This window comes from Clostridioides sp. ES-S-0005-03, from assembly GCF_020658455.1.
Taxonomy (GTDB): domain Bacteria; phylum Bacillota; class Clostridia; order Peptostreptococcales; family Peptostreptococcaceae; genus Clostridioides.
The window spans coordinates 1851700-1873524 of the sequence record NZ_JACVWI010000001.1 but is presented as its reverse complement, the minus strand read 5'-3'; the positions used below and the strand labels follow the sequence as shown (position 1 = coordinate 1873524).

At 27.5% G+C, this 21825-nt stretch carries 19 protein-coding genes and 1 other annotated feature; of the genes, 16 read left to right on the top strand and 3 right to left on the bottom strand.

The window, feature by feature from the left end; genetic code table 11:
* Window positions 1-95: 95 nt before the first annotated feature.
* Entirely contained in the window at window positions 96-968 is an 873-nt protein-coding gene (locus tag IC218_RS08560; RefSeq protein ID WP_227824210.1) for a YitT family protein, read from the top strand.
* 111 nt (window positions 969-1079) lie between these two features.
* Window positions 1080-1352 (top strand): hypothetical protein, encoded by a 273-nt coding sequence (locus IC218_RS08555; RefSeq protein WP_227432450.1) that lies wholly within the window; start codon window positions 1080-1082, stop codon window positions 1350-1352.
* A gap of 143 nt (window positions 1353-1495) precedes the next feature.
* On the opposite strand, the gene IC218_RS08550 is transcribed toward IC218_RS08555, so the two are convergent.
* A complete protein-coding gene (locus tag IC218_RS08550; protein ID WP_227432451.1) occupies window positions 1496-2068 on the bottom strand; it encodes a TetR/AcrR family transcriptional regulator in 573 nt (190 codons plus the stop codon).
* A gap of 184 nt (window positions 2069-2252) precedes the next feature.
* On the opposite strand from IC218_RS08550, the gene IC218_RS08545 reads away from it, so the two are divergent.
* Entirely contained in the window at window positions 2253-3095 is an 843-nt protein-coding gene (locus IC218_RS08545) for a DegV family protein (protein WP_227482886.1), read from the top strand.
* An 88-nt stretch (window positions 3096-3183) separates the two neighbouring features.
* Here IC218_RS08545 and IC218_RS08540 read toward each other — a convergent pair whose 3' ends face one another.
* A complete protein-coding gene (locus tag IC218_RS08540) occupies window positions 3184-4260 on the bottom strand; it encodes a M24 family metallopeptidase (RefSeq protein ID WP_227432453.1) in 1077 nt (358 codons plus the stop codon).
* A gap of 472 nt (window positions 4261-4732) precedes the next feature.
* Between IC218_RS08540 and IC218_RS08535 the strand changes: the two genes are divergently transcribed.
* From IC218_RS08535 to cplR, 13 genes are all read left to right on the top strand, one after another.
* The gene (locus IC218_RS08535) at window positions 4733-6136 is read left to right on the top strand and encodes an APC family permease (RefSeq protein ID WP_227432454.1); all 1404 of its coding nucleotides are present in this window, start codon (window positions 4733-4735) and stop codon (window positions 6134-6136) included.
* 93 nt (window positions 6137-6229) lie between these two features.
* Window positions 6230-6470: a binding site (T-box leader), on the top strand.
* Between the two features lie 42 nt (window positions 6471-6512).
* Entirely contained in the window at window positions 6513-7211 is a 699-nt protein-coding gene (locus IC218_RS08530; protein ID WP_227432455.1) for a 5'-methylthioadenosine/adenosylhomocysteine nucleosidase, read from the top strand.
* A 23-nt stretch (window positions 7212-7234) separates the two neighbouring features.
* Complete coding sequence (gene trpS / locus IC218_RS08525) at window positions 7235-8236, top strand: tryptophan--tRNA ligase (RefSeq protein WP_227824209.1); 1002 nt, start codon at window positions 7235-7237, stop codon at window positions 8234-8236.
* Window positions 8237-8767: 531 nt separating this feature from the next.
* Complete coding sequence (locus IC218_RS08520) at window positions 8768-9970, top strand: sensor histidine kinase (protein WP_227432457.1); 1203 nt, start codon at window positions 8768-8770, stop codon at window positions 9968-9970.
* A gap of 4 nt (window positions 9971-9974) precedes the next feature.
* Window positions 9975-10745 carry a LytR/AlgR family response regulator transcription factor gene (locus IC218_RS08515; protein ID WP_227432458.1) on the top strand — a complete coding sequence of 257 codons (771 nt, stop codon included), beginning with the start codon at window positions 9975-9977 and terminating at the stop codon, window positions 10743-10745.
* Window positions 10746-10890: 145 nt separating this feature from the next.
* Complete coding sequence (locus IC218_RS08510) at window positions 10891-12312, top strand: carbon starvation protein A (protein WP_227432459.1); 1422 nt, start codon at window positions 10891-10893, stop codon at window positions 12310-12312.
* A 182-nt stretch (window positions 12313-12494) separates the two neighbouring features.
* A complete protein-coding gene (locus tag IC218_RS08505; RefSeq protein ID WP_227432460.1) occupies window positions 12495-12977 on the top strand; it encodes a TraR/DksA C4-type zinc finger protein in 483 nt (160 codons plus the stop codon).
* Window positions 12978-13027: 50 nt separating this feature from the next.
* Window positions 13028-13807, top strand: coding sequence for a polysaccharide deacetylase family protein (locus IC218_RS08500; RefSeq protein WP_227432461.1), 780 nt, complete (start codon window positions 13028-13030; stop codon window positions 13805-13807).
* 302 nt (window positions 13808-14109) lie between these two features.
* The gene (gene lspA / locus IC218_RS08495) at window positions 14110-14556 is read left to right on the top strand and encodes a signal peptidase II (RefSeq protein WP_227432462.1); all 447 of its coding nucleotides are present in this window, start codon (window positions 14110-14112) and stop codon (window positions 14554-14556) included.
* On the top strand, window positions 14525-15472 hold the full coding sequence (locus tag IC218_RS08490; RefSeq protein WP_227862632.1) for an RluA family pseudouridine synthase: 948 nt from the start codon (window positions 14525-14527) through the stop codon (window positions 15470-15472). Before lspA ends, IC218_RS08490 begins: the two co-directional genes overlap by 32 nt.
* Before the next feature lie 362 nt (window positions 15473-15834).
* The gene (pyrR, locus tag IC218_RS08485; RefSeq protein ID WP_227432464.1) at window positions 15835-16368 is read left to right on the top strand and encodes a bifunctional pyr operon transcriptional regulator/uracil phosphoribosyltransferase PyrR; all 534 of its coding nucleotides are present in this window, start codon (window positions 15835-15837) and stop codon (window positions 16366-16368) included.
* A gap of 284 nt (window positions 16369-16652) precedes the next feature.
* Complete coding sequence (locus IC218_RS08480; RefSeq protein WP_227432465.1) at window positions 16653-17861, top strand: uracil-xanthine permease family protein; 1209 nt, start codon at window positions 16653-16655, stop codon at window positions 17859-17861.
* A gap of 292 nt (window positions 17862-18153) precedes the next feature.
* Window positions 18154-19812, top strand: coding sequence for an ABC-F type ribosomal protection protein CplR (gene cplR, locus IC218_RS08475; RefSeq protein WP_227824208.1), 1659 nt, complete (start codon window positions 18154-18156; stop codon window positions 19810-19812).
* A 189-nt stretch (window positions 19813-20001) separates the two neighbouring features.
* Here the strand turns inward: cplR and IC218_RS08470 are convergent, their stop codons facing one another.
* Window positions 20002-21777 (bottom strand): NFACT family protein, encoded by a 1776-nt coding sequence (locus tag IC218_RS08470; RefSeq protein WP_227432466.1) that lies wholly within the window; start codon window positions 21775-21777, stop codon window positions 20002-20004.
* Window positions 21778-21825 lie beyond the last annotated feature (48 nt).

The following is a 21825-nucleotide window of genomic DNA, read 5'->3' as shown; positions in this document are numbered from 1 at the left end:
ATATTTTAGAGTGAGCTACTTCTGGTAAATTTATTTTTAAATTTATTGTGTATTATGCAGGGTGGTTTATTTATTATGCAAAGGGGTGCGTTTTGATGTATGGTGAAAGCAAAAAACTAAGTATTGATAATAACATATTTTTGCAATATGGTCTTATTATATTGGGAATGATTTTATCAACCTTAGGAATAAATTTATATCTAGCACCAGCCAAGTTGTTAAGTGGAGGAGTAGCTGGAATTTGTGTTATATTATATAAGTTATTTGGTATAAATCAGGGATTATCTAGTTTTTTGATGAATATACCAATATTTATTATAGCTAAGAAGTATTTTGATAATAAATTTTTGTTAATAAGTTTTGTAAATATGTTACTATTTTCTGTTGCACTTGGTTTAACACAAGATATTGCTAAATATTTTCCAATAGATGATACTATGCTACAATCTATTTATGGTGGTGTTTTAACTGGTATAGGTATGGGATTGACCTTTAAAGCAAGAGCTACTGCTGGAGGGCTTGATATAATAGCAGCTATAATGAAAAGAAAGTACGATATACCAATGAAAAATACATTTTTATTTATTAATTTCTTTGTAGTATGTGCAGGTGCATTTTTATTTGGAGCAAAATTGGTAATGTACACTCTAATTACTATGTATATAATTTCTTTTACAATGGATATAGCAAAAGATTGCTTTGATAGAAAAAAATCTATACTTTTAATATCAAATAGATATGAAGAAATATCAAAAGTAATAATGAATAAGATGGGTAGAGGAGTAACTTTTTTAGAAGCAGAAGGAGCATATACGCAGAATAAGAAAAAAATGATTTACTGTATCATATCTGCAAATGAAGTAGGTAAATTTAAGGATTTAATTTATGATATGGATAGTGAAGCTTTTATTTCTGTAAACAATGTAGAAGAAGTAAAAGGTGGAGGTTTTAAGGATAAATTTTTATAAGATATAAGTGTTAAAAAATACCATATATCTTGTTATTGTACCTAGTTAGATGTATACTGTAACTAATGGGGCACATGAAGTGCTCAATAATATACTAGGAGGTATAATAATATGTTAAGAGAGAGATTTGTAGTAAGAAATCATCATAATCCACATGCTAATGGATGCTGTGGAACTGGAGGAGAAGGATGCTGTGGGGGAGATAACCATCAACATTCACACGAGCATTCTCACAGTCATGGACATGAACATGAGCATGTAAATGGTGTAGGTCATGACCATAATCATGATGATGGATTTTCAGGAACTCATGAGCATGGGCATGAACATACACATATACATGGGCATGAACATTTAGATGGGCATACACATCAACATAAATAGAAGTATTTTAAATTAATAAAATGATTTTTATTTTGTTATTCCATGAAGGTTTAAATAAAAATTATTCATAGCAAATAAAAAAGTGAGCTGTTAAATTAAAAAACTTTAATAGTTCACTTTTATTAATTATTAAAATATCAAGTTTAAATCCAATGGTTAACTAAAAAAGAAGCGATATTTTCATAAGGCATTTTTTCTGTTTTTAACAAGCTTTGGACAACTAAACCATCAACTATAGACATAAGTAAAAAAGAAAAGGATTCAGCATCCTGTTCATTCTCATCACCACTATATTTTTCAAGAGATTCAATAATTTCAGATTTAAGGGTAGCTCGCCATTCAATATATTTCAATCTCATTCTTTCTTTTAAATCATCATTTGAAGTAATAGCTTCACAAATAAGATACATATGTACTCTACCACGACTTTCTATAGTAGATATTTTTTCTAGTATTAAGTTGACCATTTCTATTTGAGAATTTTTGGATTTGACATTTTTTACACAGTTTAATATAGCACTAGTTATAACTTCTAAATGAGTATCAGCAATGTCATATATAATATCATTTTTAGATGAGTAGTGATAATATAGTGTACCCTTACTTATATTCACATCTTTTGCAATATCAGCAAGACTGGTATTTTGAACTCCATTTTTTGCTATTAAATTAGTAGCAGATAATAAAATAGCTTGTTTCATATTATTTGTTTTCATAAAACCTACCTTTCTATGTATATTTATAACAAATTAATAACATTATAAGCTTATAGAAAATTATTGTCAATAAAGCAAGAATCTATATCTATTGACTTTTTTTCATCCAAAATATAAAATAATAATTAAATCGGTCGTACGACCGACTGAATAAACAAAAACAATATCTTATAGTGAGGTTAATATGGATAAAATAAAATTGATAGTAGACAGTGCATGTGACTTACCTAATCATATAATAGAGAAATACAATATTGAAGTTATTGGTTTAAATGTATCTTTTGGAGAAGAGAACTATATATCTGGGAAGGAAATAGATAATGAAACTTTCTACAGAAAAATGGATGAAAGTAAATTATTGCCAAAAACATCATGTCCTTCACCAGATAAGTTTTTAGAAGCATATCAATGCGAAGAGGAAAGTATATTAGTAATTAGCATAAGTTCAGGATTATCTGGAACTTATAATAGTGCACTTTTGGCAAAAGACATGTTCGAAAAAGAAGGAAATAATAAAAAAATTGAAATTATAGATTCACTTAGTGGGTCAATTGGCATAGGACAATTAGTATTAAAAGCGGCAATATTAATAAAAGAAGGAAAAGAACTTGAAGAAATTGTTTCAATAATAGATAGATATAAAGACAATCCACCATTTTATGGAACTCTAGAGACATTAGAAAATGCTATAAAAGGAGGTAGAATAAATCCAATAGCAGGAAAAATTATAAATACATTAAATTTTAAGGCTATAATACAAGTTGCAGATGGGATTGTAACTCCAATAGATAAGGCAAGGGGTGAAGGGAATAGCTTGAAAAAACTGATTCAGTTAGTAGAATCAAAAATTATAGATAAAGAAGAGAAGGTTTTATTTATAGGACATGCTAACTGCCCTGAAAAAGCTCAAAAAGTAAGAGAAGCTATGGAAAAAGATGTTAAATATAAAGACGTTGTAATCTGTGAAGTTGGTTCAGTAATGGGAACATATACTTCAAAAGGTGCAATTTTGATAACTGCAATATAAACAATAAACTAAAAAGCTAAAGCTGTATAAAAATGAATAAAATCATTTTTATACAGCTTATTTTGATGTTATTAAGTTAATCTTATAATTAACCAACCACACATATTTCTTTGTCATATTTGTTTAGTATTTCGCAACCATCTTCAGTAACTAGTACTAAATCTTCTATTCTAACTCCAAACTCTCCTGGTAAATATATACCTGGTTCTATAGAGAATATCATTCCTGGTTGTACAGTATCTGTATTTATAGAAGATACATCTCCCTTATCATGAACTTCAAGTCCTATAGAGTGACCAGTTCTATGAGTGAAGTATTGTCCATATCCTTTTTCAGTTATGTAATCACGAGCAGCTGCATCTATATCACAGAATCTAACTCCTGGCTTTACAATAGCTTCAGCTCTCTTATTGGCTTCAAGAACTATTTCAAATATTTCTCTACCTTTTTCAGGTATTTCTTTATAGAATACAGTTCTTGTCATATCAGCACAATAATTATCTTTTATGCAACCTATATCTAATATTATTGCATCACCAGGTTTTACAAGAGCATTTCCTGGTTCTCCATGTGGATTAGCTCCATTAGGACCAAATCCTATTATAGGGTCAAATGAAAATCCATCAGCACCTAAGTCTTCATATATTTTAGATAATTTACCAACAAGTTGTTTTTCTGTAAGTTCACCAGAAACAGTAGCTTTAAGTTGTTCCATACCTTTGTCATTTAATCTTGAAGCTATTCTCATTAATTCTTTTTCTTCTTCATCTTTACACATTCTTAAAGTATCTATTATATAAGATGAGTTTACAAATTTACTTCCTCCACCTGATTCTATTAAGCTTAATAAGAATCTAGCTGGCCAGTTTTTGTCAACACCCATAGTAGCGTTTTTGTCTACATGTTCAGTTACTATTTCTATTGGATTTTGAGTATCATTAAACCAAACCATTTCAACACCTAAATCTTCTGCAACTGGGAATAATTCATTTATAAATAATTTATTATTACCATTTAAATTTAAGTATAAAGCTAACAGTCTTTCACCTGGGTGGATTAGTAATCCTGTTAAATAAAATATTGAAGTAGGATCACTTACCAACATTTGAGAAATATCATCTTTTTTCATTTGTTCAAGTACAGCATTTAATCTTTGAGTCTTCATAATAATTTCCTCCTAATCAAAATTCGATACAAATCAATTTTAGCACTATTAAACAAAAATTAGTATACTTTTCTTCTAGAAATATAAAAAAATTTTAACATATATTTTTTATATTAAATTTAATTCCCTATTTTACATTAAAAGAAAAGTAAAATAAGTTTATATTGTGAAAATTTTATAAAAATAATAACTTGAATAAGTAAAAATATATATTTGAGATAGTTATATAATTATGAAAATTAATAAAAAAATTTTTATATTAAAATAATATTGAAACAATTTTAATAATTTAGTATCATTAAAGAGAAAGTGATAGAACTTTCAAAATTTATCACTTTTAGTAAATTTTGATTTCAAAATATCTAAATTTGAGGTATAAATATTTTTATTTAAAGTATTTTATAGGTTAAAGTTATTTTAACTGTTATGAAATCAATTTTTAATTAATAAAGAGAGGGGAAATTATAATAGGATGGAAAAGAAAAAAATAGGCCTATGGAGTTTGGTATTTATGAATGTATCAGCTTTATATGGTATAAGATGGATAGCTAAGTCGACAGCGTCAAGCTTCGGTTTAGGATTAGGTGCAATACCTATGTGGTTATTATTCTCATTTATATATTTCGTACCAGGAGCTTTAATTTGTGCTGAATTAGCTTCTACATATCAAAAAGGTGATGGAGGTTTATATGATTGGGTTAAGGAAGCCTTTGGAGAAAAATATGGCTTTTTAGTTTCTTGGTTAAACTGGACAGCTAAAATATTTTGGTATTCTTCATTCCTAACTTTTTTAGCAGTAAATGTTTCTTATACAATAGGAAATCCAGCACTTGCAGATAATAAGATATTTGTACTTATATTATCTTTAGTAATATTCTGGATATTATCTATTATAGCAACTAAAGGAATAAGCTTTACAAAAATATTTACTAATACAGGTGCATTAGGTTCAACAATACCAAGTGCTATACTTATAATATTTTCATTTTTAGCAGTATTAGTATTGAAAAAACATGATATGGCTTCAACATATACAATAGCTTCAATGACTCCAAAACTTAATATGGATGCATTTGTTGCTATATCAGCTATAATGTTTGGTTTAGCAGGAGCAGAAACTGCAGCTAACTTTATAACAGAGATAGATAAGCCTGAAAAGAACTTCCCTAAAGCTATATTAATATCAGCTGGAATAGTTGCTTCATTATATGTATTAGGTTCTATTGCAATAACAATGATAATACCACCAGACCAAATTACTGCTTCTAAAGGTGTGTTAGATGCGCTTGCAGCTGTTTGTGAATCTTTAGGAATAGGTTCTTGGTTAGTTCAATTGATAGCTTTTGGTATAGCTTTTTCAATATTAGGAGCAATAGTTCTTTATATAGCATCACCAATAAAAATGTTATTTGGTAGTGTTAAAAAAGGAGTATTTCCAGATAGTTTGGTAGAAGTAAATAAACACAAGATACCTTCGAAAGCAGTTATACTTCAAGCAATAATAGTTACTATAATATTATTAGTGACTACATTAATGCCTTCTGTTGATGCTATATACAATGTTCTTGTAACTATGACAGCATTAACTGCATTATTCCCATATGTATTGTTATATGCTTCTTATATTAAGCTAAGAAAAGAGAGACCAGATGAAATTAGACCATATACTATGGCAAAATCAACAGGTACTTGTATAGGTTTAGCGAAAATGGTTTTAACTGTAACTGTAGTTGGTATATTATTATCAGCAGCACCAGTTATGCCTACATTTGCTGAAAATATCATATATGAAATAGAAATGATTGGTGGAGGTCTTCTAGTTATCTTATCTGGTCTATGGTTATGGAATAGATATGAAAAGAGAACAGCTAAATAAAAATGTATTTTAAATATATATTTTGGATATTATTATATATATAGTTGACAATTTATATCATAAGGAATATTATAAAATAAAGAAATTAATAAATTAAATCCTGGGATAAGAAAGAGTAAATAAATAGACTTTTACACAGAGAATTAAGGGTGCTGAGAACTTAATAAAAAGTATTTATTGAATGGGTCTTTGAGGAGTAATGTGAAATGCAGTTTAAGACTGTAGATTATCTGATATCGTGTGTGCACGTTATAGCACATATTAAGATATATATATTCAGCTTTGAGTATATATAAATTTAGGTGGTACCACGGAAAATATATCCGTCCTATTGATTTAGGACGGATTTTTTAATATATAAAATTTAGGAGGAAAGATGAACGTAATAGGAATTATAGGTGCAATGGATGAAGAAGTAAGTATATTAGTGAATTTAATGGATATTAAAGAAATTGTAAAAAAAGCTAGCTTAGAATTTCATAAAGGAACTTTAGAAGGAAAAAATGTTGTTTTAGTAAAATGTGGTATAGGAAAAGTTAACTCTGCTCTTTGTGCACAAATATTAATAAGTGAATTTGAAGTTGATGCTATTGTCAATACAGGTGTTGCGGGGGCTTTAAATGAAAATCTTAATGTCAATGATATAGTAATTTCAACTGATGCGATACAATACGATATAGATACTACTGCATTTGGAGACCCTAAAGGTGTTATACCAAGAATGGAAACATCTGTATTTAAAGCAGATGAAAGACTCGTAGAAGCTGCTTATAAATCTTCTGTAGAAGAAACAAAAACGCATAAAGTATTAAAAGGAAGAGTAGTAACAGGAGATATATTTATAAACTCTAAAGAATTAAAAGAAGAGTTAGTAAATGATTTTGGCGGGTATTGTGGAGAGATGGAAGGTGGAGCTATAGCTCATGTATGTTACTTAAATAATGTTCCATTTGTCATAATAAGAGCAATGTCTGATAAAGCAGATGGAAGTGCTGGAGTTGCATATGAAGTATTTGTACATGAGGCCGCCAACAATTCTAAAGATATCGTATTAAGCATGTTAAAATCAATATAAATATATAAGGAGGTACAAATCATATGAGTGAAAAAAAGGTTATATTTAGTGGTGCACAACCATCAGGTAAGATGACTCTAGGAAACTATTTAGGAGCTATAAAAAACTGGACTGAACTTCAAGAAAATTATAATTGTTATTATAGTATTGTTGATTTACATGCAATAACAGTACCTCAAGACCCTAAAGTTTTGAGAGCTAATACTATAGAATTACTTGCTCAATATCTAGCTTGTGGATTAGATCCAGAAAAAAATACTATATTTATACAATCACATGTTAAAGAGCATGTTGAACTTATGTGGGTATTAAATACAATGACTTATATGGGTGAATTAAGTAGAATGACTCAATTTAAAGATAAATCACAAAAGAGTGAAGCAAATCTAAATGCAGGATTATTTACGTATCCAGTTCTTATGGCTGCTGATATACTATTATATCAAGCTGATTTGGTTCCAGTTGGAGATGACCAAAAACAACATTTAGAGCTATCTCGTGATTTAGCAAATAGATTTAATAATAGATTTTCACCTACATTTGTAGTCCCAGAAGGATACTATCCAAAAGGTGGAGCAAGAGTAATGAGTTTACAAGAACCAACTAAGAAAATGAGTAAATCTGATTCAAATGACAACGCATTTATATTATTGGCAGATGATTCAGATACTATAAAGAGAAAGATTAAGAGAAGTGTTACTGATTCTTTAGGTGTTGTAAAGTATACTGATGAACAACCTGGTATTAAAAACTTACTTGATATATATTCTAATTTAAGTAAAAAGAGTGTAGAAGAAATTGTAAACATGTATGAAGGTAAAGGTTATGGAGTATTTAAAGAAGATGTAGCTGAAGTAGTATCAGAAGCTTTAAGACCAATAAGAGAAAAATACGTTGACCTTCTTAATAATAAAGATTATTTAGAAAAAATCTATACTATGGGAGCTGAAAAGGCTGAAAAGCAAGCTAGAAAAACTCTTAGAAAAGTTTATAAAAAGGTTGGGTTTATAGAGAGAAGATATTAATTATATTATATATCTTCTTTAGTAAATAAATATTTAAAGTTATTAAAAAAGTATATGATAGGAAATAGAGAGGATATTATTAAGATAATATCCTCTTTAGTTTTGTAATAAAAAAAGATGAGCTTTTGCTCATCTCAAAGGGGTTAGATTATTCTTACTTTGGGGAAAGTAGAATAAAGGTAAAAGTTAACTGACGTTAACTTTGTTCTTTTTTGCATATCACTACTGAGCATAAAAAAATCAGAAAACCAGAGCCTTCTGAACTAACCTTGAACATACATCCATTATACTTTATACTCAATATGTAATTTATGAATTAATTTTAACTCTTATAAAGAAAATTGTCAATAATATATCAAAAAAACGTTTTAAAAAAATTTATATATATAATTAAATGAGTTTGATTTTATGTTTAACTGATATGATACAATAATTAAGGCAATTATTTTTTATGTATTTAATAAGCCATAAAAATAATACCAATAACATATGTAAAAATTATTTTAAATAGGAAAAATAAGAGGAAAAAACATGAAAACATCAATTTTAATAGCATTAATAGAAAAAACAAGCCTTATTGTAGTATTATTTCTTCTAATAACAAAGCTAAAAACATTTAAACAAATATTTCAAAAAGAAGAATATAGCTTAAATGATTTGATTTGTATATCTTTAGTTTTTACTTTTCTAGCTATATTTGGTACTTACAATGGCATAAACTATATGGGGTCAATAGTAAATACTCGAATAATATCTATAGTATCAGGAGGCGTTTTATTTGGACCAATTGTAGGTATTACAGCAGGGTTGCTATCAGGTATACATAGGTATTTTATGGATATTGGAGGTATAACATCCATGCCATGCCTTTTATCAAGTATACTAGCAGGTGTGTTATCAGGATTTTTGTATAAGAAGATACCAAAGAAGCATAGAGTGATATATGGAATACTAGTAGGTATGATTTCTGAAAGTTTTACTATATTACTTATATATTTAATATCACAGCCTCATTCTCTGGCAATTCAAATAATTAATGGAATATACTTGCCTCTAATTGTCGGACAAATTGGTATAGGATTTGTTATATCTATAGTTGAGGGAATTGAAAAAGATAAAAAGGATATAGAAGCAAGAAATAAAGCAGAAATAAAAGCACTTCAAAGGCAAATTAATCCGCATTTTTTATTTAATTCTCTAAATACAATAGCATCCTTTATAAGATTTAATCCAGATAAAGCTAGAGAACTCATAATAAATTTATCAACTTACTTGAGATACAATCTTGAATATAGTGATAACTTGATAGACATAAATAAAGAGATTGAGCAAGTTAAATCTTTTGTAGAAATAGAAAAGGCTAGATTTGGAGATTTATTAACTATAATTTATGATATAGATGATGTAAATATAAAAATTCCAAGTTTAATTATACAACCAATAGTAGAGAATGCAATTATACATGGAGTTTTGGAAAGTGGAAGAGCTGGTGTGGTAAAAATATCTATAAAAAAATTACAACATTCATTAGAAAATACTATTAGAATATCGATTGAGGATAATGGTATAGGTATAAGTGAAGAAGTTATAAATAATGTATATCAAGATAATATGCCAGAAAATAAGATTGGACTTTATAATGTTCATTTAAGACTTAAGCTAATGTATGGAAGTGGTCTTAATATGAGAAGAACTGATAAAGGAACTTTAATTATGTTTTACGTAAAGGAGTAAGAATATGAAAGCAATAATAGTTGAGGATGAGTTTCCAGCAAGAAAAGAATTGAGATATTTTATTGAAAATAAAAGCGAGATTGAGGTAGTAAGTGAATTTACTAATGGCATAGAAGTACTAGATTTTATTCAAGAAAATAAAATAGATGTAATTTTTTTGGACATAAATATACCTCATCTTGATGGAATGTTACTTGCAAAAACATTAAATCAATTTAAAGCAAGACCTAAAATAGTATTTATAACAGCATATGAAAATTATGCAGTAGATGCTTTTTCATTAGGTGTATTTGACTATGTACTTAAGCCTTATTCTGAGGATAGGATTACATCAATGTTGGATAAGTTAGAGAAAAGTGAAACAAATAGTAGTGAAATATCTAGTGATAATAATTATATATCTAGTGATAAAAAATGTATAATAAATCAAAATATAGAGGAAATAACACATAAAATTAGCCTTTGGAAAGGTGATAAATTGGTTGTAATAGATATTGATGATATATATTACTGTGAGGCTAATGAAAGACAGACATTTATATATACTGAAAAGGAAACATTTATACTAAAAGAGGGTATATCAGAAGTAGAAAATATAATAAATGATAAAACTTTTTTTAGAACACACAGGTCTTACATAGTAAATTTAACTAAAGTAAAAGAAATTATCCCATGGTTTAATAACACATACATATTGAAGTTAAAAGATAGTGATTATGAAGTAACTGTAAGTAGAAGTAGAATAAAAGAATTTAGGCTATTAATGCACATATAAAGTCATTTCATGTATTTAAATATGCACTTAATGTGATTAACATTTATATTAGTACAAAAAAGTATTACTATTTGAACTGGAAATAGTTTTCTTAAACTTATAAAAATTTATAAAGCAATTATAAAAAAACTAAGGGGATGAATTTATGGTAAGTTTTTTAGGTTCAATGGTGGTACTTATAGTAGGTTATTTTATTTATGGTACTTTTGTAGAAAAGGTTTTTGGAATTAATGATAAAAATCAAACTCCAGCTATAGCTTGTAGAGATGGTGTAGATTATGTTCCAATGAAATGGAAAAGAATTTTCTTAATTCAATTCTTAAATATCGCAGGTTTAGGTCCTATATTTGGTGCTATACAAGGTGCATTATTTGGGCCATCAGCATTTTTATGGATAGTATTTGGGACAATTTTTGCAGGTGGTGTACATGACTTTGCTTCTGGATATTTATCTATGAAGAATAAAGGTACATCTGCATCAGAGTTAGTAGGTCTTTACTTAGGCAATAGTGCAAAAATAGCAATGAGAATATTTAGCGTTATTCTTTTGGTATTGGTTGGAGTTGTTTTTATAACAGGTCCAGCAGGATTACTAAAAACATTAACAGGAGTAAATACACAAATATGGGTTGGAGTAATAATTCTTTATTATATAATGGCTACTGTTTTGCCAATAGATAAGTTAATTGGAAAAATATATCCTTTATTTGGAGCAGCTTTATTAATTATGGCAGTAGGTGTAGCAGGAGGATTAATAATAAAGGGATATAACATACCAAATATAAATTTACAAAATATGAATCCAAATGGAACACCCCTATTCCCATATTTATTTATAACAATAGCATGTGGGGCAATATCAGGTTTTCATGCAACACAATCACCACTTATGGCAAGATGTGTTGAAAGAGAAAGTGAAGCAAGACCAGTATTTTATGGTTCAATGGTTGCAGAAGGAATAATAGCTTTAGTTTGGGCAGCAGCAGCTATGTCATACTTCCATGGTATACCTCAACTTAATGTAATATTTAATGATGGTGGAGCAGCTACTGTTGTTAATACAGTATCTGTTGGATTGATGGGGCCTATTGGAGGAGCTTTGGCTATACTTGGTGTTGTAGCATGTCCTATAACTTCAGGTGATACAGCATTTAGAAGTGCTAGATTAACAATAGCTGATGCAATGAACTACAATCAAGATGCAGTTAAAAATAGATTTTTAATAGCTTTACCACTATTTGCAGTAGGTGTTGCTCTTACATTTATAGATTTTAATATAATTTGGAGATACTTCTCTTGGGCAAATCAAACACTTGCTATGATAATGTTATGGACTGGTTCTGCATATTTGGTTAAAGCAAATAAAAACCACTACATAACTACATTGCCAGCGCTTTTTATGACTGTAGTAACATTTAGTTATATAATGCAGGCAAAAGAAGGTTTTAGACTACCAGTAAATATATCTAATGGAATAGGTGTTGCTGTTGCAATAATTCTTGGTATTTTATTCTTTAAAAAAGCTAAAGATATAAAAGAACAAAATACTCATAAATTAGCAAGTTAATATAATTATTATAAAAAATAAAAATATAACATTTAAATGTGTTTTAAAAATTTGTAGGTGAATTTAAAATTTGCCTACAATTTTTTTTTGAAAAAATCAAATCTTACTTTTTATTGTATTTTTAATTTAGTTTTCCACATACTATTTTTATGATATAAATATTAAAATTAGAGGTGTTAAAAATGGATACTAAAAAATACAAAGATAAATTATTGAAAGAAAGAGCAAATTTGACTAATTTAGTGGGAGATATGAAAGACAATACTTTATTTGGAGATACAAATAAACATACCAGTGAAAAGTATTCATCAGGAGAGTTATCTAGTTATGATAATCATATAGGAGATATGGGAACAGATTTATATATGCAAAATATGCAAAATAGTTTAATAAATCATGAAGAAGGTAGATTGTATCAAATAGATATGGCATTATCTAAAATAGAAAATGGGACATACGGACTTTGTGATTTATGTCATAATAAAATAGATTTAGAAAGATTGGATATACTACCTGATACAAATTTATGCAATGAGTGTGCAAAAAAAGAAGAGGATTTATTAGGACACGCAAGTGAAACTCCTGAAGTGGAGGATTCTAATTTTTATTCAACAGACCTAACAAATTTAACTGATTTAAACAAAAACGGAACATTAAGAGATTAAAAAATTGACATCATATATTGTTAGAACGAATTAAGAAAAGAGGTAATGACATGAAAAAAGTAATGTGGGGTATATGTATATGTGTATTATCAATAGTAGGCGTATATACATATAGTCATAATACACATAATCAAAATAGCGTAAAAGAAGCTTATAGTCTAAATGACAATATAAAGAACGATTATGAAGATGTAATAATCAAGCAAGGAAATGAGGACGAAAAAATTTTAGCATTGACTTTTGATGATGGGCCAGATGAAGACTTTACACCACAAGTACTTGATATACTAAAGAAAAATAATGTAAAAGCAACTTTTTTTGTGGTTGGAGAAAAAGTTGCATATAACAAGGAATTACTAAAAAGACAGTATGAGGAAGGGCATGAGATAGGTAATCATACATTTACACATATAAATGTTGAAAAAAATAGTTATAATAAAGTAGAAAAAGAAATAACAGATACACAAAATGCTGTAAAGAGTGTAATTGGAGTAGAGCCCAAAATATTTAGACCTCCATATAGAGCTATGAGCAAAAGTGTATGTGATATTATAGTTTCTAAAGGTATGAATATAATTCTTTGGTCAAACTTGGACCCTAGAGATTGGTCAAATCCTGGCGTTGATAGTATTATTAATACTATTCTTACAAAAGTACAAAATGGAAATATAATACTTCTACATGATTATAATAATAAAAGAAACAATAAATCACAGACTATACAGGCTTTGGAAGTAGTAATTCCCAAGTTAAAAGAAAAAGGGTATAAATTTGTAACAGTATCTGAACTTATACAACATTTAGATAAAAATCAACAAGTACAAAAATAAAAGATATTTGTTTAAAGACTAATGATGCTTGTAAATCTAAAATACAAGCATCATTAATCTTTAAGCTATAAAATACACAAAAAGTATTGAATAATAGAGTATTTTGAAATTTTTTATACATAATAATGTAATTTTAAATTTGTAGCAATTTATAATATAGAAGGGTTAATATTATTTTTGATTAGTTTTACTAAAAAATTCAATTTTAACAGAGTTGCTCTTTATAGTATTTTTTTTGTATAATGGTAATAGTGAATTTCAATCAAAATTGATTTTTAAATAATTTATAGGGGGAAAAATCATTGTTATATGTGTTAATAATAATTCTGCTTATAGGATTAGACCAATTGTCTAAACTATGGGTGTTAAATAATTTGGTGAATGTATCTACAATACCAATAATAAAGAATGTATTTCATCTAACTTATGTTGAAAATAGAGGTGCAGCATTTGGACTATTACAAAATAATCAATGGATATTTATAATAGTTGCACTAATTGCAACAGTATTTGGGTTATATTATCTCAATACAAGAAAAGTACATACATCTGGAAAGTTGGGAATCATATTAATAATATCTGGTGCATTAGGAAATCTAATTGATAGAGTTAGATTAGGGTTTGTAGTAGATTATTTTGACTTTAGGATTATATGGGAGTATGTATTTAATGTAGCTGATGTATTTGTAGTTGTAGGAACTGTATTTTTATGTATATATGTTTTATTTTTTGAAAGTAAAAGTAGGTGATTTGATGGAGAATGTAAGAGAGTTTTTAGTGCTTGAAGAAGAAGAAGAGGTTAGACTTGATGTTTATCTAGCAGAACAATTAGGAGATATGTCAAGAAGCTACATACAAAAAATTATAAAAGATGGTAAAGTAAAAGTTAATAATAAAGTAGAAAAAGCAAAATATTTAGTTAAAGAAGAAGATAAGATTATTATAGAAATACCAGAACCTAAAGTTCTAGAGGTTGTAGCTCAAAATATACCAATAGATATTGTATTTGAAGATGATGATATTTTAATAATTAACAAGTCTCAGGATATGGTTGTTCACCCTGCTCCTGGAAATTATGAAAATACATTGGTAAATGGAATTTTGTATCATTGTAAAGATAAGTTATCATCAATAAATGGTGTTATTAGACCTGGTATAGTTCATAGAATAGACAAAGATACTTCTGGTCTTCTTATGGTAGCTAAAAATAATTATGCACATAATTTTTTAGCAGAACAATTAAAAGAGCATTCTATAACTAGGGAGTATGAATTTATATGTTATGGTGTAGTTAAAGAAGATAAAATAACTGTAGACAAACCAATAGGAAGAAATCCTAAGGATAGATTAAAAATGGCTGTAGTAAAAGATGGAAGAAATGCAGTAACTCATTTTGAAGTGGTAGAAAGATTTGATAAATTTACTCATATGAGAGCTAGACTTGAAACTGGTAGAACTCATCAAATAAGAGTTCATGCCTCATCTATAAATCATCCGCTTTTAGGTGATAGTGTATATGGACCTAAAGAAAATAAGTTTAAACTAAAGGGACAAACTTTACATGCTAAGAAATTGGGATTTATACATCCTACCACTAAGGAATATATTGAATTTGATTCAGAATTACCAGAATACTTTAAGGAAGTTCTTAGAAAAATTAAATAAAAGTTTGTATGATATTATAAATCATCTAATTAGATTTATACAAGTGATAAAATTAGTGAAGTTTAGCTAAAATATTTTATATTAAAGTATTTTGATTAAAAAAGCTTGAAAAATTTGAAATATAAATATATAATTTGAGTTAATGGAGTATAAAAATTATCTTTAAACGATACAGAGATATCGTAAGACAATTGCTGAATTAGACTATATATTTTTTTATATAAAAGCTTCTTGTCTTGTGATGAGAAGTTTTTTGTTGTTTAAATTGAAAATTTTAATAAAGTGGTTCTATAAAAATTTAAGAGAGAGGAGTAGATTTGTCAAAATAAAAGAGAATATATTTTTTTGACAATAGTTATGATATGGTAGAAAAAGCTCAATTAATGGATGAAAAGGCTATAGCAAGAGCAATTACTAGGATAAGTCATGAGATAATTGAAAGAAATAAAGGTGTAGAAAACCTAGTCTTAGTTGGAATAAAGACTAGAGGTGTACCAATCGCAAATAGAATATCTAAAAAAATAGAACAAATAGAAGGAACAAAAGTAGATACTGGTGATATTGATATAACACTTTATAGAGATGACTTAGAAAAAATTAATGTTGAACCAGTAGTCAAAGGAACATATCTAGATTTTAATGTAGATGATAAAACAGTAGTTTTAGTTGATGATGTGTTATATACAGGAAGAACTGTAAGAGCAGCACTTGATGCTATTATTGATATAGGAAGACCTAAATCAATACAATTAGCAGTATTAGTGGACAGAGGACATAGAGAATTGCCTATAAGAGCAGATTATGTAGGAAAAAATGTCCCTACTTCAAGACATGAAATTATATCTGTTAGTTTATTAGAAATTGATGGAGAAGATTCAGTTACAATCAAAGAATAGTGGTTTTTTAATATTATATAAAAGCTCAGCATTGTATAGTCATGGAGGAGGATAAAGCTTACATATATTGCACAAAATAAATAATACAAGTTTATTAATGTGTATATTAATGTAGTCTCTATTCTCCTTTATTTTGGTTTTCAATGTCGTAAAATGTAAAAAAATGATAGTTTGTACAGTAAGTATATAGAGATTAAAAAATAGAATCTAGGGAATTATAATTAATTAAAAGATATTAATTGAACAAAGGATTTATTCATATATAATAATTTTTGGAGGTTTTTATGAAAAAAACGATAATGTCTTTACAACATTTATTGGCCATGTTTGGAGCGACAGTATTAGTTCCCATTTTAACAGGCTTTAATCCATCAGTTGCAATTTTTTGCGCTGGTGTTGGTACATTGATATTTCATTTTTGTACAGAAGGAAAAGTACCTGCATTTTTAGGTTCAAGTTTTGCTTTTATTCCTGTTATACTAGCAGCTAAAGAAGCTTATGGAGGAGATTTGGCATATGCTCAGGGTGGTATAATAGTAGCAGGATTAATTTATATTATAATGTCAATTATAGTAAAATTAGTTGGGGTTGATAAAATTAAGTTATATTTTCCAGCACAAGTTACAGGAGCTATGATAGCAGTTATAGGTTTGAATTTATTACCAACGGCTTTTAATATGGCTTCAGCTAATTTTATAATAGCTTTTTTGACTTTAGCAATAGCAATTTTGACTAATAAGTTTGGTAGAGGATTTATAAAACAATTAGGTATATTAATAGCTGTTTTTTCTGGATATATAATATGTTTGGTACTAGGATTAGTAGATATAACTACAATTACAGAAGCAAGTTTACTTGCTATACCTGACTTTACAATTCCTAAATTTAGCTTAGGAGCAATTGTGATTATATCTCCAGTTGTTTTAGCTGTATTTATGGAGCATATAGGAGATATGACTACTAATGGTGCTGTTGTAGGAAAAAACTTTATAGAGAATCCAGGATTAAACAGAACATTACTTGGTGATGGATTTGCAACTATAGTAGCAGGATGCTTAGGTGGACCAGCTAACACTACTTATGGGGAAAACACAGCAGTACTGGCGATAACTAAAAACTATGACCCTTCAATACTTAGACGTACAGCAGTATTTGCTATATTGCTTGCATGTGTAGGGAAGTTTGGAGGATTTCTTCAAAGTATACCAGGTTCAGTTATGGGTGGAATCAGTATAATGTTATTTTCAATGATAACTTATGTTGGATTAAAAACTATAAAAGATAGTTCTTGTGTAGAAAGTAAAGTAAATATATTGATAATAGCAGTTATATTATTGATAGGTCTTGGAACAACTTACTTATCTAATAAAGGGATTTCTATAGGAATTCCTATAACAAGTACTGTAAAGATAACTGGTCTTAGTTTGGCTGCGATTGTAGGTATTGTACTAAATAGAATATTGAATAATCAAGATTTTAAAGTTGAAAAATAATAATTAATTAAGTATATATTATTTTAAATAATCAATTTTTTATAGACATTGGCAATCAATGTTGATATAATGATTAAAAATAAATAAAAGAAAGGGTAAGGTAACTGGGAAGATGAGAATATAATCTATTTTTTATAATTTAAAGTATTGTAAATTTTGAAAAGCCTATATTGGTGGCTTTATTTATAATGCTTAAATTAAGGAGAGTAGATTATAGTCTATACGTTTAGTTATTGTGCCTATTTATGTAAATCTCTCCTTATATTTAAGTATACCAGGGAGGGATTTTTTTATGATGTTAATAAAAGTAGAAAATTTAAAAAAATATTATGCTGATAAATTAATTTTGGATATAGATAAACTTGAAATATTAGAGAATGAGAGAATAGGTTTAGTGGGTTCAAATGGTCAGGGAAAAACAACTTTATTAAAAGCAATATTGGGTGAAATAGAAATTGATGAAGGTTGTGTTTATCTTACAGATAGCTATTCATATATAAGTCAGAGTGAAAATAATATTGAAAAATGTAATGATAGTAAAGAAAAAAGTCTATTAAATGCGCCAGATAAATTTGAAGATTATTTATCTGGAGGAGAAAAAGTTAAGCTAAAGATAGCAGATGCACTGAATAATAAGAAAAATATAATAATAGCAGATGAACCAACTTCAAATTTAGATAAAAAGAGTATAGATATTTTGGAAAATATGTTTAAGAGACATAAAGGAGCATTATTATTAATATCTCATGACAGACGTTTTTTAGATGAATTATGTACAACTATATTGGAATTGGAAGGTGGCAAATTAAAAGTTTATAAAGGTAATTACACTGATTATTTAGAACAAAAGGATGCGGATACAAAAAGATCTGACTTTGAATATCATGAATATATAAATGAAAAAAAAAGATTGGAGAAAGCTCTTTTAGGCAAAAAAGCTTTAAGTGATGGTATAAGGAAGACTCCAAAACGAATGGGGAATTCAGAAGCTAGACTCCATAAAATGGGTGGTCAAACAAATAAGAAAAAAATAGATTCAAGTGTAAAAGCATTAAAAAGTAGAATTGAGAAATTGGAAGTAAAGGATAAGCCTAAAGTTTGTACAAATATGAATATTAAAATACAGGATGGTATGGAAATAATCAGCAAAAACTTAGTGGAATTAAAGGATTTAAGTTTAAATGTGGGAAAAAAGCTTTTACTAGATAATATTTCTTTCAAGGTAAAAAGAGGTAAGAAAATAGCTTTATTAGGCGATAATGGATGTGGAAAAAGTACTCTGATAAAAGAAATACTTAGTAATAAAAATGATTGTATAAGGATAAATAACAAAGTAAAGATAGGTTATTTTGACCAAAATCAAGATTTGTTAGATGAGGAAAAGAGTATTTTGTACAATATCAAAGCAAATAGTTCATTTGCTGAGTCTTTTATAAGAATAAATTTAAATTTATTTGGATTTAAAGGTGATACTGTTTATAAAAAAGTTAAAGTTCTTAGTGGGGGTGAAAAAGTAAAGATAGCTTTATGCAAAATAATACTAGAAGATAATAATTTTTTAGTTCTTGATGAGCCAACTAATTACTTGGATATAAAATCTATGGAAGCATTGGAAAAAGCATTGATAAATACTGATAAAACTATGCTTATAGTATCTCATGATAGAGTATTTATATCTCATATTTGTGACTATTTTTTAGAAATAAAAGATAAGAATATAAAGGAGTTTGATTGTAACTATAGTGATTATATCATTAGTAGAAATAAAAAAACTTCTAGTAGAGAAAGTAAAGTTAAACAAGAAAATCTTTTAGTATTAGAAAATAGACTTACAAACATTATATCTATGCTGTCAATAGAAAAAGATAATGCAAAAAAAGAGTGTTATGAATTAGAATATAATGAGCTATTAGAAAAAATTAGACGTATAAAAAATAATGTTCAAAATTAAACTAATCGTTGTTTTTTTATAAAAATAGAAATTAATCAATTTAAATATAAGTATTGATTATTAAAAAACTAAAAATAAACAAATTTAAAAGTGGCATTCTTATACAATAAGAATGCCACTACTTTTAGTTAATATGATAAATATATTATTATTTACCAGTCAGAAATTTTTATATCTATGAGATATATTTTATTCGGATTTAATTTTAAGCTTAGCTACCATTTCTTCTTCAGGAGTAACATAAATAGTACTATTAGTTTCATAGATAACCATGCCAGGTTTAGAACCACTAGGTTTCTTTACATTTTTTTTCTTTGTGTAGTCCACAGGTACTTGAGAAGAAATCTTTGATTTGCTAAAAAATGCAGCTAACATAGCTCCTTCAAATATAGTATTATCAGTAATTTCTTTACCAGCACATTTTATTATTACGTGAGAACCTGGAATATTTTTTGTATGCATCCATAAGTCATCATTATCAGCAAGCCTTAATGTAAGATAATCATTTTGTTTGTTGTTTTTTCCAACCAAGATTTTAAATCCATCAGAAGAAATAAATTCATGAGGTTTTGTAGAAGGAATAGTGTCTTTTTTACTACTTTTCTTTTGGGCTTTGATATATCCAACTTTACCAAGTTCTTCTTTTATATCTTGTAATTCAGCCAAATTTTCACAGTTTTCAATACTCAAAATTATGTTTTCTAAGTAATCTATTTCTTCTTTGTTTAATGAAATTTGGTGAGATATTTCAACTTTGGCATGTTTCATTTTAGTATACTTTTTAAAATATTTTTGAGCGTTTTCAGATGGAGTCAAATTTTTATTTAATTCTATTGTTACATTTTTACACTCTTCATCATAGAAGTTGGCAACATCAACACTTTCCATCCCTTTTTCTACCATATATATATAAGATGTAATTAGTTCACCCTTTACTTTATAAATATCTGCATTTTCAGACTCTAATAATTCTTCTTCTTGTTTTCTAAGTTTGTTATAAAGTCTATCCAGTTTAACAGATATGCTTTTCTTTAAGTCAGATGAACGTTGATTGATTCTATCTTTAATATCTTTAGTTCTGTAGAAATCCTCTAGTATATTAGAGATGCTTTCTTTATTGATATATGATAAATCATTAAACAATGTAAGATTGACACAACTGAAATCAACGACTTTATCTAATTTTTTATCTATAACAATACAAGGTGAAAACTTATTAGAATTTATATCATTAAATAAACTACAAAATTCTTTGTATAAAGAATCAAACTGTTGACTAGATATATCTTTGCTAATAGCGTTTTGATTTACATCTGCTCTATAACAAATTTCTTTGGCGATAGTAGGGCTTATACCTAAAAATTTAGAATATATAGACTTAAAAATAGGTCCATCAAATTCATTTAGATTGTTAATAAAAGAATCTTTAGATATATTATCAAGAGGGTTAAGTTTATCTTGCTTTGGTGGCAATGAGTAACTATGTCCAGGTAAAACCTGACGAACTCTACTTATACTAAAAGGCACTCTTTTTATAGAATCTATAATTTTATCATCTTCATTATGAGTTACTATTATATTACTATGTCTTCCCATAATTTCAATTATAATATTTTTGATTGTCTTTTCTTTTAATTCATCTAAAGATTCAACACTGATTTTTATTATTCTTTCAAAACCAATTTGAGAAATTTCTATAATATTTCCACCTTGTATATATTTTCGAAGCAACATACAAAACATAGGCGCCTTTAGCGGATTTTCTTTTTTATAATTGCTTGTTAAATAAACCCTAGGATTTGAAGCACTTGCACTTAAAACCAATCTAAAATTTTCTTTGTTGTTTCTTATATTAAAAATTACTTCATCATCTTCAGGTTGATGAATCTTATCTATTTTTCCACCTGTAAGCTTTGATGATAATTCATCTACTATTGAATGTATAACTAATCCATCTAATGCCATGTATAGCACCCCTTTCTTTGACCAAAATAAGTCAGTAAATTAATTATA